The organism is Mesorhizobium sp., assembly GCF_004963255.1.
Lineage (GTDB): Bacteria > Pseudomonadota > Alphaproteobacteria > Rhizobiales > Rhizobiaceae > Mesorhizobium.
The window spans coordinates 151,383-163,932 of sequence record NZ_SUGA01000010.1 but is presented as its reverse complement, the minus strand read 5'-3'; the positions used below and the strand labels follow the sequence as shown (position 1 = coordinate 163,932).

18 protein-coding genes are annotated in these 12,550 nt (G+C 65.4%); 5 read left to right on the top strand and 13 right to left on the bottom strand.

From position 1 onward, the window contains the following. Nucleotides 1–98: 98 nt before the first annotated feature. On the top strand, nucleotides 99–395 hold the full coding sequence (locus E5X34_RS14310) for a hypothetical protein (protein WP_292565584.1): 297 nt from the start codon (nucleotides 99–101) through the stop codon (nucleotides 393–395). A gap of 13 nt (nucleotides 396–408) precedes the next feature. Here E5X34_RS14310 and E5X34_RS14305 read toward each other — a convergent pair whose 3' ends face one another. Further along, on the bottom strand, nucleotides 409–774 hold the full coding sequence (locus E5X34_RS14305; RefSeq protein ID WP_292565582.1) for a putative glycolipid-binding domain-containing protein: 366 nt from the start codon (nucleotides 772–774) through the stop codon (nucleotides 409–411). Nucleotides 775–808: 34 nt separating this feature from the next. Between E5X34_RS14305 and ubiG the strand changes: the two genes are divergently transcribed. Then, complete coding sequence (gene ubiG / locus E5X34_RS14300; protein ID WP_127884764.1) at nucleotides 809–1,558, top strand: bifunctional 2-polyprenyl-6-hydroxyphenol methylase/3-demethylubiquinol 3-O-methyltransferase UbiG; 750 nt, start codon at nucleotides 809–811, stop codon at nucleotides 1,556–1,558. 12 nt (nucleotides 1,559–1,570) lie between these two features. Here the strand turns inward: ubiG and E5X34_RS14295 are convergent, their stop codons facing one another. Continuing rightward, nucleotides 1,571–2,074: a flavin reductase family protein gene (locus tag E5X34_RS14295; protein ID WP_292565578.1), complete on the bottom strand. Its 504-nt coding sequence runs from the start codon at nucleotides 2,072–2,074 to the stop codon at nucleotides 1,571–1,573. Nucleotides 2,075–2,336: 262 nt separating this feature from the next. After that, nucleotides 2,337–3,269, bottom strand: coding sequence for a DMT family transporter (locus E5X34_RS14290; RefSeq protein ID WP_292565575.1), 933 nt, complete (start codon nucleotides 3,267–3,269; stop codon nucleotides 2,337–2,339). A gap of 99 nt (nucleotides 3,270–3,368) precedes the next feature. Here E5X34_RS14290 and E5X34_RS14285 point away from each other — a divergent pair, with 99 nt between their 5' ends. After that, nucleotides 3,369–3,866: a MarR family transcriptional regulator gene (locus E5X34_RS14285; protein WP_292565632.1), complete on the top strand. Its 498-nt coding sequence runs from the start codon at nucleotides 3,369–3,371 to the stop codon at nucleotides 3,864–3,866. A 173-nt stretch (nucleotides 3,867–4,039) separates the two neighbouring features. On the opposite strand, the gene E5X34_RS14280 is transcribed toward E5X34_RS14285, so the two are convergent. The 4 genes from E5X34_RS14280 to E5X34_RS14265 all read right to left on the bottom strand — a co-directional run bounded on the left by E5X34_RS14280 (nucleotide 4,040) and on the right by E5X34_RS14265 (nucleotide 6,470). Then, complete coding sequence (locus E5X34_RS14280) at nucleotides 4,040–4,465, bottom strand: DUF1178 family protein (RefSeq protein ID WP_292565573.1); 426 nt, start codon at nucleotides 4,463–4,465, stop codon at nucleotides 4,040–4,042. After that, nucleotides 4,462–5,328, bottom strand: a complete 867-nt coding sequence (locus tag E5X34_RS14275) for a carbon-nitrogen hydrolase family protein (RefSeq protein WP_292565571.1) — start codon at nucleotides 5,326–5,328, stop codon at nucleotides 4,462–4,464. Before E5X34_RS14275 ends, E5X34_RS14280 begins: the two co-directional genes overlap by 4 nt. A gap of 2 nt (nucleotides 5,329–5,330) precedes the next feature. Next, nucleotides 5,331–5,594, bottom strand: coding sequence for a glutaredoxin 3 (gene grxC, locus E5X34_RS14270; RefSeq protein WP_292565569.1), 264 nt, complete (start codon nucleotides 5,592–5,594; stop codon nucleotides 5,331–5,333). 75 nt (nucleotides 5,595–5,669) lie between these two features. Continuing rightward, entirely contained in the window at nucleotides 5,670–6,470 is an 801-nt protein-coding gene (locus tag E5X34_RS14265) for a ComF family protein (protein ID WP_292565629.1), read from the bottom strand. 65 nt (nucleotides 6,471–6,535) lie between these two features. On the opposite strand from E5X34_RS14265, the gene E5X34_RS14260 reads away from it, so the two are divergent. Next, on the top strand, nucleotides 6,536–7,408 hold the full coding sequence (locus E5X34_RS14260; RefSeq protein ID WP_292565566.1) for a methyltransferase domain-containing protein: 873 nt from the start codon (nucleotides 6,536–6,538) through the stop codon (nucleotides 7,406–7,408). A 29-nt stretch (nucleotides 7,409–7,437) separates the two neighbouring features. Here the strand turns inward: E5X34_RS14260 and E5X34_RS14255 are convergent, their stop codons facing one another. The 5 genes from E5X34_RS14255 to argJ all read right to left on the bottom strand — a co-directional run bounded on the left by E5X34_RS14255 (nucleotide 7,438) and on the right by argJ (nucleotide 10,644). Beyond that, nucleotides 7,438–7,623 (bottom strand): Flp family type IVb pilin, encoded by a 186-nt coding sequence (locus E5X34_RS14255; protein ID WP_292565563.1) that lies wholly within the window; start codon nucleotides 7,621–7,623, stop codon nucleotides 7,438–7,440. Between the two features lie 105 nt (nucleotides 7,624–7,728). Continuing rightward, nucleotides 7,729–8,049, bottom strand: coding sequence for a hypothetical protein (locus E5X34_RS14250; protein WP_292565561.1), 321 nt, complete (start codon nucleotides 8,047–8,049; stop codon nucleotides 7,729–7,731). Nucleotides 8,050–8,204: 155 nt separating this feature from the next. Then, the gene (locus E5X34_RS14245; RefSeq protein WP_126064239.1) at nucleotides 8,205–8,627 is read right to left on the bottom strand and encodes a (deoxy)nucleoside triphosphate pyrophosphohydrolase; all 423 of its coding nucleotides are present in this window, start codon (nucleotides 8,625–8,627) and stop codon (nucleotides 8,205–8,207) included. Next, nucleotides 8,624–9,403, bottom strand: a complete 780-nt coding sequence (locus E5X34_RS14240; protein ID WP_292565557.1) for a GNAT family N-acetyltransferase — start codon at nucleotides 9,401–9,403, stop codon at nucleotides 8,624–8,626. The genes E5X34_RS14245 and E5X34_RS14240 overlap by 4 nt, the downstream gene beginning before the upstream one ends. Then, nucleotides 9,403–10,644: a bifunctional glutamate N-acetyltransferase/amino-acid acetyltransferase ArgJ gene (gene argJ / locus E5X34_RS14235; protein WP_292565554.1), complete on the bottom strand. Its 1,242-nt coding sequence runs from the start codon at nucleotides 10,642–10,644 to the stop codon at nucleotides 9,403–9,405. Before argJ ends, E5X34_RS14240 begins: the two co-directional genes overlap by 1 nt. 188 nt (nucleotides 10,645–10,832) lie before the next feature. Between argJ and E5X34_RS14230 the strand changes: the two genes are divergently transcribed. Continuing rightward, nucleotides 10,833–11,426, top strand: a complete 594-nt coding sequence (locus E5X34_RS14230) for a TetR/AcrR family transcriptional regulator (protein ID WP_292565551.1) — start codon at nucleotides 10,833–10,835, stop codon at nucleotides 11,424–11,426. Between the two features lie 59 nt (nucleotides 11,427–11,485). Here the strand turns inward: E5X34_RS14230 and E5X34_RS14225 are convergent, their stop codons facing one another. Further along, complete coding sequence (locus E5X34_RS14225) at nucleotides 11,486–12,406, bottom strand: peptidylprolyl isomerase (protein WP_292565548.1); 921 nt, start codon at nucleotides 12,404–12,406, stop codon at nucleotides 11,486–11,488. Between the last annotated feature and the right edge of the window lie 144 nt (nucleotides 12,407–12,550).

Genomic DNA, 12,550 nt, shown 5'->3' with positions numbered 1-12,550 from the left:
GCGAGCGAGCCTATAGCCGGCCCGACAACGCTCATCCTGACGGATTTCTGTCGCCGATCGTGCCATAGACTGCCGAAACCCGCCCTTTGGAGATTCTCATGACCGAGACCTTGGAAATCGTAACCTTCCGCCTCAAGCCCGGCACCGAAGCCGGCTTTGTCGCCAACAATGGGGTCATGACCGACTGGCTCGCCCGGCAGCCGGGCTTTCTTGCCCGTCACCTCGGGAAGCGTGAGGATGGCGCCTGGGTGGACGTTGTGCGCTGGCGGAGCCTGGATCAGGCCCGGGCGGCGGCCGACCGCATCATCGCCGAGATCGGCGACAGCGAGGCCATCCAGGCGATCGAGCCCGCCAGCGTTGTCATGAGCCATGCCGAGATTGCGCTGTCGCGCTGATCGCGCAACTTGCTCAGGCAGCGCTTCGCCACAGGCCTGGATAATCGAGAACGAAGCCGGCGGACGAAACCGTCAGCATGGCCTCGTAGCCGAATGCCGATGCGGCGTAGGCGTAGCGGCTTTCGTCGAGCCGACGATAGGTCTGATCAAGACGCGCGAGCTCAAGCTGGGGAAAAGCCAGATAGGCGGCTGGGGCGGGCGTCGTCTTGCCGGGGCCAAGATCGAGGCGCCGTATCGGCAGAAGATTGGTGGCGGGTGTGAAACCGAGGTCGACGTCGACAAGGCCGGCTGCCTCCGCGGAACGCCGGGCCGCGCGGCAGGGTTGCCGGGAACGCGTGTGGCAGCAGCCAAAAAACCTTGCCTTGACTTTTGGCGCCAAGGACCCGACTTCCTAACGTCCGAGGAGACCGCCTATGCCAGAACCCCGCCGATCGACCATCGATGCCGGAGAAGTGGAACGCTTTTCCGCCCTTGCCGCCGAATGGTGGAACCCGAACGGCAAGTTCCGTCCGCTGCACAAGTTCAATCCGGTTCGGCTTGCCTATATCCGCGACCAGGTGGCCGCCCGCTTCGGCCGCGATCCGCGTGCCGCGCGGCCCTTCGAGGGTCTGCGCTTCCTTGATATCGGCTGCGGCGGCGGCTTGCTGTGCGAGCCGATGGCCCGGCTAGGCGCTGAAGTGGTCGGCGCCGACGCTTCGGCGACGAACATCGAAGTGGCCAAGCTGCATGCCGCCGAGGTCGGCGTGAGCATCGATTATCGGGCCACGACGGCCGAAGAACTGGCCGATGCCGGCGAGACCTTCGACGTCATCCTCAACATGGAAGTGGTCGAGCATGTCGCCGATGTCGATCTGTTCGTCGCCAAATGCGGCCAGATGGTCCGCCCCGGCGGCATCATGTTCGTCGCCACGATCAACCGCACGCTGAAGGCGCTCGGCCTTGCCATCATCGGCGCCGAATATGTGCTGCGCTGGCTGCCGCGCGGCACGCATCAGTTCGGCAAGCTGGTGCGGCCGGACGAACTGGAAAAAGCGCTGGGCGCCGCGGGCCTTACGGTGATCGACCGTACCGGCGTCATCTACCACCCGCTGGCCGACCGCTGGCAGCGCTCGAAGGATATGGACGTCAACTACATGGTGCTGGCGGAGAAAGCCTCGGTCTGATCGCGTCAGACCTCAGGCTTCCAACGGCCGATAGCCGCCCCGCCAGTAGATCAGTGCCTGCCCGGAATCCTGCGTCCGCACCGCCTCGACCGAGCCGATGACGATCGAATGCGCGCCGCGGTCGATCATCTCGTCGAGGCTGCAGTCGAACGCGGCCACCGCATCGGTGAGCAGTGATGTGCCCGTCTTCAGCGTCGTCCATTCGGCACCCTCATAGCGGTCCTTGCCCTTGATGCCGCCGAAGCCGGAGAAGCGCTCAGCCACCCGCTGGTGCTGGGGCCCGAGCGAGTTGACGCCGAAATGCCGGTAGCGCTCGATGATCGGCCAGGTCGACGAGGAGCGGTTGACGCAGGCAATCACCTTCGGCGGTTCCGCCGACACCGACACCACCGAGATGACGACGAGGCCGGTGCGGTCGTCGCCTACGCCAGCGGTGATCACGCTGACATTGCCGACGATGAGCCGCATGGCGGCGTGGAAATCCGCGACGCTGACGGGACCTTCCGCATTGGACATGGCTTTCTCCTTTTCGCCGAAAGCAATCTAGGGAAAGATGCGCAGTTGTTCTCTGTCTGGAACAGCGTCAAGACGAACTTAAAGCATGTCTCCCGAAAGTGGGATCCGGTTTCGGGATAAAGGCATGCGTAAAACCAAGACCTGAAGCGCATGGAGCGAATCTGAAAGATCGCGACGCGCTTTAGGACTGGGACAGCGAGCCAAGGCGGCGCCACCCATCGTCGCCGCCATCCGCGCCGGAATCCGCTAGCGGCAAAGAGGATTAGCTGCGGGACGATGCCGGCTCGATCCGAACCGGCGCAGGCGCGCCGACCTGGCTTTGCGCCTTGGTGGTGATGAACACGCCGGTGGTGATGATGGCCGCACCCAGCCAGGTCAGAAGCTGGTAGTGCTCGCCAAGAAGGATCGTTCCGGCGAACAGGCCGACGGCCGCCGCCACATAGCCGATCTGGCTGAGATAGACCGGGCCGCCGACCGCCTGCAGCCGGAAGAAGAAGACGAACATCGCCGAGGCCGAGGCGACCTGTCCGACGATCACCAGCGGAACTTCGCCGAGCGATGCGAAGGCCTGCCAGCCCAAAAGCGTCAAAATGCCGGCGAGGAGCAGCGTGGCCGAGGCCAGGTGGCTGCCGACGGCGAGCTCGATCGGGCCGGTGCCCTCCGGCCAGTCGACGGTGCGGTAGATGTTGCCAGCAGCGAGGCTGACCGGGATGAGCAGCCCGATCGCCACCCAGAAATAATCCGCCGCCTGGCCGGCCTCGCCGCGCGTGAGCGCCACCATCACCGCGCCGACGAAGCCGACGGCGATGCCGATGACGCCAAGCAGGTTCGGACGCCTGACGCCGAGCAGGATCGAGAACACCAGCGTGATCACCGGCGACAGCGTGAACATGATGCCGGTGTAGCCGGCGCCGAGATGCGGGATGGCGGAGAACATCAAAAGATTGGGGATGGCATAGGAAATCGCCGCGGTGACGAAGAAATAGCGCAGCTTGTGCGGCGTCAGCCGGATGCGCTCGCCGCGCAGCAGAAGCGCAAGCCACAGCACCCCGCCGGCGCCGAACGAGATAATGAAAGCCCAGACCATGGCCGGCGCGCCGGCGGCGGTGGCGAGCTTGCCGAAGGGCAGCGTCATGCCGAGCAGGCCGCCGGTCACGACCAGAAGGCCGATAGCTGAATCCCAGAGAAATTTCATCGGGCTGTCCTGTCGCTGCGTGACCGCTTGGCGGGCGGTTCCTCATGCGATAAGATAGCGCAAAGATTCTTTACGTCAAGATACTTTGCGGTGAGCGATATGGATCGGGCGGGCAGGGCTATGGAACAGTGGCGGCGGGAGCGACCGGATCTTGACGTGTCGCCGATGGGCGTCATCGGGCGCCTGAACGAGGCCTCGGCGCTTATCGCGCGCGACCGGCTCGCCCCGGTCTTCGCCCGTTTCGGACTGCAGTCCGGCGAATTCGATGTGCTGGCGACACTGCGCCGGTCGGGCTCACCCTACGCGCTGACGCCGACTGAGCTTTACGAGGCGACGATGGTGACGTCAGGCGCCATGACCGCCCGCCTCGACCGCCTGGAAAAGGCCGGTCTGATCCAACGCGCGCCGCACCCGAGCGATCGGCGCGGCGTTGTCGTGCAGCTCACCGCGAAAGGCCGGGACCTGACCGACACCGCACTCGCCGCCCATGTCGCCAACGAGCACGAAATCCTTGCCGGCCTGACGCAAGAGGACCGGGAAATGCTGGCGAAACTGCTGGAAAAACTGATCGGAACCCTAGGCCAAACCGCTGCTTAGACCTTGATTTCCACCTTCGTGAACTTCCACCAAGGTGTGTTGAGATTCAGGTCAGACCGAGTCGAGAATGGTGGTTTCCGAGAACCGGAGCGGAGCGTACTTAAAGTACGTGAGCACCGGACGCGCAGGAAGCCGCCATTCGCAGGCCGGCCTCACCTGAATATCGACACACCTCAGTTCCGGTCGTCCGGAAAGCTGGGTATCGGCATGAACTCGACGCCGTCCTCGATCAGGCTTTGCGCCTCTTCCGGCGTCGCCTCGCCATAGATGCCGCGCGGATCGGTCTCGCCGAAGTGGATCTTGCGCGCTTCCTCGGCGAATTTGTCGCCGACATAGTCGGCATTCTCGCGCACCTTCTCGGCCAGCGCCTTCAACTGCGCCAGCGCCTGCTTCTGCGCCTCGCCCATCGCTAGAGCGACCTTCTCCTGCCTGCGCGAGGTCGAAACGGCCGGCGCCATCAGCGCCTTCTCTATCTTGCGCGAGCCGCAGGCCGGGCAATCGACGAAGCCGCGCTTCTTCTGGGTGTCGAAGTCGTCATTGCTGCGAAACCAGGCTTCGAATTCATGCTCGTGCTCGCAGATCAGGGAAAAGCGGATCAAGACGCAGCACCCCTGAGACGCGGCGTTTCGCCTGCACCGGCAGTGACGGTGAAATCCCGCGCATTCCTGAGATTGGGGATCTTGCGGCGCGCTGCAAGCGACTGCGCCGGATCGATCTCGGCAAGGATCACGCCCGGCTCGTTATGCGCGGCCTCGGCGATGACGCGCCCCCACGGATCGACGATCAGCGAATGGCCATAGGTCTCGCGGCCGTCCTCATGCAGGCCGCCCTGCGCTGCGGCGATGACATAGGCGCCGTTCTCGATGGCGCGGGCGCGCAGCAGCACATGCCAATGCGCCTCGCCGGTCTGACGCGTGAAGGCGGCGGGCACCGTCAGCACCTCCGCCCCGGCCATCGCCTCGGCGCGGAACAACTGCGGAAAGCGCAGGTCGTAGCAGACGGCAAAGCCCAGCTTCGTCCCTTTGATGTCGGTCACGACCGCTTCCGTTCCCGGCTCGTAGGATGCGGATTCGCGCCAGCTCTCGCCATTGTCGAGGTCGACATCGAACATGTGGATCTTGTCGTAGCCGGCAATCAGCGTGCCGTCGGGCGAAAACAGGAAGGCGCGGTTGGCGAGCTTGCCGTCGGCGCGGCGGATCGCCGTCGAGCCGATATGCAGGTGGATGCCGAGATCCTTCGCCAGCCTGCGCGCGGTGGCGACGACAATGTCCTTGTCCTCGGTGGTGAAGGCGGCCGCGCCGGCTTCCTTGTCGCGCACCAGCGCGCCCGTCATTTCCGGCGTCTGGACATAGGTGGCGCCTTGGCCGGCGGCCTGGCGGACCAGAATTTCCATGTCGGCGGCGTTGCGTTCGGGGCTCGTGCCCGAACGCATCTGCACGGCGGCGGCCTTGAAAATACCCATGATCATCTCCCGTTGGCGAGCATCACATCCAACCGGCCCTGCGACTCCAGATCATGGAGATCGTCGCAGCCGCCGACATGCGTGTCGCCGATGAAAATCTGCGGAAAGGTGGTTCGCCCATGCGCCTTGGAAATCATTTCCTGGCGCAGTTCCGGCGAGAACGAGGCATCGTGCTCGGTATAGGCCACGCCCTTGCGGTCGAGCAACCGCTTGGCGGCGCTGCAGTAGCCGCACATCATCCTTGTATAGATCGTCACATCGGCCATGGGTCACTATCCTGCCAGTGCATGTCGCCCAATGGTTGTATGAAAGCGACCTGCACCAAAACAACGTTTGGGTTTCTATATAGTCGCGGACTCATCGGCCCGAAAGTCCCCCGGCAGGACTCGGGCGAACGTCAGCACGTCGACCGCCCCGGCGCCGCCCCGCTTCAGTGACTTGGCGACCGCCCTCACCGTGGCGCCGGTGGTGTAGACATCGTCGACGACCAGCACCCGGCGGCCCGAGATTTGGATCTCGGCGTCCGGTGGAACGCGGAAGGCGGCGCGCACATTCTCCTCGCGCTCGTGCCGTTCGAGACCGACCTGCTGGCGTGTCAGCTTCACGCGTTTGACCGCGGATGGCGAGAATGGCAGCCCGCTGAGCTTTGCAACGGCGCGTCCAAGCTCCGCAGACTGGTTGAACTGGCGCCGGAAGAAGCGCCGCCAGTGCAACGGAACCGGCACGACCAGGTCGGCCTCGGCAATCAGCTCCGCGCCGGCGCGGACCATCCAGTTCGCCATCCAGGGCGCCAGGTCCGTCCGGTCCTGGTATTTCAGCCCCTGGACCATCTGCCGGGCGACGCCCGAATAGATGACAGCGGCCCGCGCCCGCTCGAAGGGCGGCGGATCGGCGATCGCTTCCGCCGACAGAAACCCCTCGCCCATGTCGTGGGTGAAGGGCGTGCCCATCACCGGGCACCAGGGCTTCTCCAGCAGCCTGAGCTTCGGCCAGCAGGCGCCGCACAAAACGCCGGGCTGCGACACATGGCGACGGCAGCCGGCGCAAACCGGCGGAAACAACAGACGCGCCGGCCAGGCCAGTGCCTGCCGCGTCATGTCCTGAACCGCGCTGGTCTTGATCTTGTGCACCGGATCGGCCACGTGAAAGGAAACCCCTCGCCACATTAACACCACTCCGGCGGGCGCGGACAACAGGAAGCTTTTGATTGCAGCCTTTGATCGACACTGAGCTCTGGCTCGCGCACAAGCGCCGGGCCCTCGCCCGCCCCGTCGAGGGTGCCGATTTCCTGATGCGGCGAGCGGCCGAAGACCTTGCCGACCGGCTGGGTGCCGTCGAGCGCCGCTTCGGCAAGGCAGCCGCGCTGTTCTGCCAGACGTCGGCGGCGGCCGACGTGCTCGCCGCCAGCGGCAAGGTCGGCGAGATCGTGCGTGTCGAGATGGACGAAGCGCTTCTCGCCGGCGGCCCGGGCCTGGTAGCGCCGCCGGAGACCGTGCCGTTCGAGGACGGCAGCCTCGACCTTGTCGTCTCGCTGCTCTCGCTGCACGCGATGAACGACATTCCAGGCGTGCTGGCGCAAATCCGCCGAGCGCTGAAACCGGACGGGCTTTTCCTTGGCGCTCTTGCCGGCGCGGGTACGCTGGCCGAGTTGCGCGAAAGCATGTTGACGGCCGAGACGGAGCTTTACGGCGGCGCGAGCCCGCGCATCCTTCCCTTCACCGACGTGCGCGATGCGGGCGGGCTGTTGCAGCGCGCCGGCCTGGCATTGCCTGTCGCCGATGTCGAAGCAGTCGCAGTACGCTACGACACGCTGTTCGATCTCGCTGCCGATCTGCGCGCCATGGGCGAAACCAGCCCACTCATCGACCGCAGCCGGCGACCCGGCAGCAGGCGTTTGTTCGCCCGCGCGGCCGAAAGCTATGCCGAACGGTTCTCCGACCCGGACGGCCGCATCCGCGCAAGCTTTCCGGTTGTCTGGATGTCCGGCTGGGCGCCCGACGCCTCGCAGCAAAAGCCGCTCAAGCCTGGATCAGCCAAGGTATCGCTGAAGGCGATCCTGGAGAATCCGCCAAAGAGTTGACTGCGTCTCTGATTGCCCGATCGGTTTCGTCAGTGGGAGAAGGCCTGGACCAGCCTGCTGTTGTTGTCGCTGAACAGCCATTGGATCGCATCCGCCGCCCTGCCCACGCCGCCGATGATTGTAAGCGAGAGCACGGCAGCGATCAGGCCATATTCGATGGCCGTGGCGCCCGTCTCATCCCTTACGAATTGCTGCAGCAGGTTTTTCATGGCCATCCATCCCTTATGCAGAAATTCTAAGGTCCTACCCGTTAAGAAAGGTTAACGGCGAAAGCTTAACAGCGAGTGAAATGCCGCTGTCCCAAAAAATCATTAACCACGTCAGCACTCGCCGCTGCGGCTGCCGTCATTGCGGATGACGCAGATTGAACTGGGCATCGGCTGCAGCACACTGCGGCGCACCGTATATGTATTGGTGCGATGGCCGATCGATCCGGTCGCCGTCATGTCGAGCCCGGCAGCCAAGCCGTCGCGCGCGCCCTGCGATCGCGTCTGGCTGTCCAGGAAAGGCGTTGCGATCAGCGCCAGCGCCACGGCGGCCGAGCCGAAGAGAAGCGTTACTCGCAGGATCCCCATGCCGGCCTCCGCCGCGCGGAAGCCTCGGTCAGGCCGGATCGAGTCCCACTCTCTTTCAAGGCTCATGCCGTTGTTCCCGGTCATCAACGATGTTGCCGCGCGAAACGGCCTCGAGCAATTTTTCACGTCGAGATAAATCTTCCATTAACGCTGGCTAAAGCAGTTCCGGAAAACGACGCTTTCGGCAAATGGTGAACGGCCGCGAAGGCAGGTCGCGAAAATTACAGCAGATCGATCAGGAACTGGATCAGCGGCGCGTCGGCCGGCGGCATCGGGTAGTCGCGCATCTGCCGTGGCCTGACCCATTTCAGCCCCTGCCCTTCCCTGGGTTGCGCGATCCCGCGAAAGCGGCGGCAGACATAAAGCGGCATCAGCAGATGGAAATCGTCATAGGAATGGCTGGCGAAGGTGAGCGGCGCCAGGCACGGAATCTCGGTCTCGATGCCGAGTTCCTCATGCAGCTCGCGGACCAGGCACTCCTCAGGCGTCTCGCCGGGCTCGACCTTGCCGCCGGGAAACTCCCACAGGCCGGCAAGCTGCTTGCCCTCCGGGCGTTGCGCCAGAAGCACGCGCCGGTCGGCATCAACCAGCGCGCAGGCGGCGACCAGCAGCAGGCGCTTTCCGGCTGGCTTCACCTCGCTCATGCGCCCGGCGGCCGTCGATAGTGGTAGCGGTAGACTTCCTCGAAGCCGAGCGACCGGTAGAGCGAGAGCGCCGGTAGATTGCCGGCCTCGACCTGCAGCCAGGCCTCGCGCGCGCCGCGCAGCCGCGCCCATTTCAGTGCCGACAGGATGAGATTGCGGCCATGGCCCTGTTTGCGCGCCGATTTTTCGGTGGCGACCTCGAACAGGCCGGCGAGGTCGCCATCATGGACGCAGATCAGCGTCGCCAGCGGCTCATTGCCGTCCTCCAGCGCGAACAGCCCAGCTTCGGGCTGAATGGCGCCGATGACCTCCGACAGACCGGGCCGCAGCGAGGCGTCCGAGCCGCTGGTCCTCAGCGACGCGCCGATGAAGCGGCTGATGTCCTTGAGCGGTATCTGGTCCATGGCCGCGCCGAGCTCGAGGTCCTTGAGCGGCAGCCGCATCACCATGGATTCGTCGAACTTGTTCCAGCCGGCCTTGTCGAGATGGGTGGACAGCACCTGTCCCGACAGCGGCGACATGCGAAAGGTCAGCGGCCTGCCATAGGCATCGAAACGGCGCGCGGCGCGACCGATGCGCTCCTCGATGGCGTGCGTGTCGCCCGGATCGAGCGGATTGACCGAGTTCAGGCGCTTGGCCGGATGCCCGGCGGTCAGCCGCACCACCCAGGTCCCGTCATAATGGACGGCCGCCGCCGGCCAGGCGCGAAAGCCCGCCGCCTCGTAGCGGCGCACGACCGCCAGCACGCTTGCCGGATGCCTGGACACCGGCGCCATCAGCTCCGGTAGTCGCCGTTGATGGCGACATATTCCTTGGTGAGGTCGCAGGTCCACACCGTCGCCTTGCCGCGGCCGATGCCGATGTCGGCGCGGATGCGGATGTCGTCGCGCTTCATGTAGGCAGACGTCGCTTCCTCCGAATAGGCCGGATCGCGCTCGCCCTCGTGCGCGAGGCGATTGTCGCCAAACCAGATCGACAGCCGGTCGCGGTCGGCCGGCTCGCCGGCCTTGCCGACGGCCATGACGACGCGGCCCCAATTGGCGTCCTCGCCGGCGACGGCCGTCTTGACCAGCGGCGAATTGGCGATCGAAAGCGCGATGCGCTTGGCCGAACGCGCCGACTTGGCGCCGGTGACGGTGACCTCGACCTGCTTGCGCGCGCCCTCGCCGTCGCGCACCACTTGCAGCGCCAGCGACTTCAGCACCTTGCCGAGCGCCCGACGGAACGCGCCAAGCCGCGCATCCTTGGCGTCGCTGATCGCCGGCGCGCCCCGCGCGGCGGCCTTGCCGGTGGCGAAGATGAGCAGCGTGTCGCTGGTCGAGGTGTCGCTGTCGACGGTAACCGCGTTGAAGGTCTTGGCCGTGCCGCGCGACAGCAGGTCCTGCAGCACGGGCGCGGCGATCGGCGCGTCGGTGGCGATGAAGGAAAGCATCGTCGCCATGTCGGGCGCGATCATGCCGGCGCCCTTGGCGATGCCGTTGATGGTGACGTCGGCATCGCCGAGCTTGACCGTCGCCGTCGCCACCTTCGGATAGGTGTCGGTGGTCATGATGGCCTTGGCGGCCTCGGTCCACAGGTCCGGCTTGCCGTCCTTGACCAGGCCGGCGAGCAGATGGCTGAATTTGGTGGTGTCGAGCGGCTCGCCGATGACCCCGGTCGAGGCCAGGAACACTTCGCTTTCGGAACAGCCGGCGGCCTTCGCCGCCGCCTCGCCGGTCAGCGCGGTCGAGACCTTGCCCTTCTTGCCGGTGAAGGCGTTGGCATTGCCGGAATTGACCACCAGCACGCGCGCCTTGCCGGCGGGCAGGTTCTGGCGGCAGAAGTCGACCGGCGCCGACGGGCATTTCGACCTGGTGAACACGCCCGCGACAGCCGTGCCCGGATCGAAGACCATGGCGAGCAGATCGGTCCTATTCCGGTATTTGATGCCCGCTTCCGCGGTCGCGATGCGCACACCCTCGATGGCCGGCATCTTGGGATATTTCTTCGGTGCGAGCGGCGAGATCGTAGCGGACATCGGAACCCCGGAACGGCAATGAAGCGAAAGGAAGGCCGGTTTGCCCGATAGCGCGTCCCGGCGCAAGGGGCGTTCTGGCCACGCCTGATCGCCTCGGCCGAAGGGCTTGCGGTCTGAAACGGATCGTTTCGTTTCGCCCGCGAAGCCAATATGATCGGCGACAGATTCACCGGCTAAGGAAGACTGGAATGGGCGAAGCCGCCGCTCGCGGGCGCAAGTCGATCGGCGCGAAACGCAATCCCGAGAGCGCCGATGCCATCATCGAGGCGGCCGAGGCCGTGTTGCGCGAAGCGGGCTATGCCGGCTTCTCGATCGAGGCCGTCGCCCGGCGGGCGCGGGCGGGAAAGCCGACCATCTATCGCTGGTGGCCAAGCAAGGCGGCGCTGCTGATCGAGATCTACCAGAGGCAGAAGCATGTCGAGACACCCGACACCGGAAACGTCGAGGACGACCTGGCCGGCTTTCTCGAAAATCTCTTCGCCCATTGGCGCGACACCCCCTCGGGCAACATCTACCGCTCGCTGATCGCGGAGGCACAGTCGGACGAGGCAGCCGCGGCCGTGCTTGCCGAGTATTCGAGGGAACGCCGCAGCCATACCGGCCGGATCATCGAGCGCGCCAAGGCGCGGGGCGAGGTGGCGGCCGATGTCGATGCCGGGATCGTCGCCGATCTGATCGCGTCCTACGCCTGGCGGCATCTGCTGACCGGACGGCTCGGCGAGGACGAGGCGGCGATCCGCGCGGCCGTTGGCTACATCACGCGGGGGATACTGACCGCCTGAGCCAAAAGCAAAAGGGCGCCGGATGGCGCCCTTTTCAGGATAACCAGGCCGATAGCCGATTACTTGCCCGCTTCCAGCGTGTCGACGTCCTTCTTGAGCTTCTCGTCCGGGATCTCGACCTTGGCGGCGGCGCGCAGGTCCTTCACCATGGCGAAATACTTGTCGCGGATCACCGCCTGCTTGGCCTGATCCTTGACGTCGTCGAAGGCCGGCGGCTGCTTGGCGCGCTTGTCCTCGAGCTTGATGACGTGCCAGCCGAACTGCGTCTGCACCGGCTCCTTGGTGTATTTGCCGACATCGAGCGCGAAGGCCGCCTTGTCGAATTCCGGCACCATCTGGCCCGGTCCGAACCAGCCGAGATCGCCGCCACTGGTCTTGCCCGAGGGGTCGTTGGTGTGTTCGTTGGCCAGCTTCTGGAAATCGGCGCCGCCGTCGAGCTGCTTGATGATCGCCTCGGCCTCTTCCTTCGTCTTCACGAGGATGTGACGCGCATGCACTTCGTTGACTGGCGGCGTGTTGGCGATCTCCTGGTCGTAGCGGGCGCGGACTTCGGCGTCCGTGACCTTGTCGACCACTTCCTTCTCGACGACCTCGCCATGCAGCGCGCGCGCCTGCAGGAAAGCCATGCGGCGCTGGAAGTCGGCGTCCTTGTCGAGGCCGCTGTCGACCGCCTTCTTGGCCATGACGCGGATTTCGATCGCCGCCGAAAGGGCGGCCGCGCGGCGCTGTTCCGGCGGCAGCTGCGCGAACTGTTGCGAGAGTTCGCCTTCGGCGAGCTGAAGATCGGCCTCGGTCAGCTTCTCGCCATTGATGGTGGCAACCACGGCATTGGGATCGACCGGCGCGGCGGGAGCGGCGGCAGGCGCGGTGGCATCCGCGGGCTTGGTCTCCTGCGCCATCAGCGGCGACAGGCACAGAGCCGAGAGCCCGAAGGCCAGACCGAGGCTGGCGAGCGAGGCGCGGCGGAACGACAGGGACATCAAGATAACTCCAATGGGATTGCCAATGAGGATCGCGTGAGCGGAAGGGTTCCAGATCAGTCGAATTGTGGCGGAATTTGGCGCTGCCGATAGGGCTAACGCGGCGTTGACATCGATTGAGCCCCCTCTTATCTGTCCAACGAC

Coding starts and splice junctions, on each gene's coding strand:
- E5X34_RS14310 (WP_292565584.1), top strand. CDS start 99: ATGACCGAGACCTTGGAAATCGTAACCTTCCGCCTCAAGCCCGGCACC.
- ubiG (WP_127884764.1), top strand. CDS start 809: ATGCCAGAACCCCGCCGATCGACCATCGATGCCGGAGAAGTGGAACGC.
- E5X34_RS14295 (WP_292565578.1), bottom strand. CDS start 2,074: ATGTCCAATGCGGAAGGTCCCGTCAGCGTCGCGGATTTCCACGCCGCC.
- E5X34_RS14290 (WP_292565575.1), bottom strand. CDS start 3,269: ATGAAATTTCTCTGGGATTCAGCTATCGGCCTTCTGGTCGTGACCGGC.
- E5X34_RS14285 (WP_292565632.1), top strand. CDS start 3,369: ATGGATCGGGCGGGCAGGGCTATGGAACAGTGGCGGCGGGAGCGACCG.
- E5X34_RS14275 (WP_292565571.1), bottom strand. CDS start 5,328: ATGGGTATTTTCAAGGCCGCCGCCGTGCAGATGCGTTCGGGCACGAGC.
- grxC (WP_292565569.1), bottom strand. CDS start 5,594: ATGGCCGATGTGACGATCTATACAAGGATGATGTGCGGCTACTGCAGC.
- E5X34_RS14255 (WP_292565563.1), bottom strand. CDS start 7,623: ATGGCCATGAAAAACCTGCTGCAGCAATTCGTAAGGGATGAGACGGGC.
- E5X34_RS14250 (WP_292565561.1), bottom strand. CDS start 8,049: ATGAGCCTTGAAAGAGAGTGGGACTCGATCCGGCCTGACCGAGGCTTC.
- E5X34_RS14245 (WP_126064239.1), bottom strand. CDS start 8,627: ATGAGCGAGGTGAAGCCAGCCGGAAAGCGCCTGCTGCTGGTCGCCGCC.
- E5X34_RS14240 (WP_292565557.1), bottom strand. CDS start 9,403: ATGGCGCCGGTGTCCAGGCATCCGGCAAGCGTGCTGGCGGTCGTGCGC.
- argJ (WP_292565554.1), bottom strand. CDS start 10,644: ATGTCCGCTACGATCTCGCCGCTCGCACCGAAGAAATATCCCAAGATG.
- E5X34_RS14230 (WP_292565551.1), top strand. CDS start 10,833: ATGGGCGAAGCCGCCGCTCGCGGGCGCAAGTCGATCGGCGCGAAACGC.
- E5X34_RS14225 (WP_292565548.1), bottom strand. CDS start 12,406: ATGTCCCTGTCGTTCCGCCGCGCCTCGCTCGCCAGCCTCGGTCTGGCC.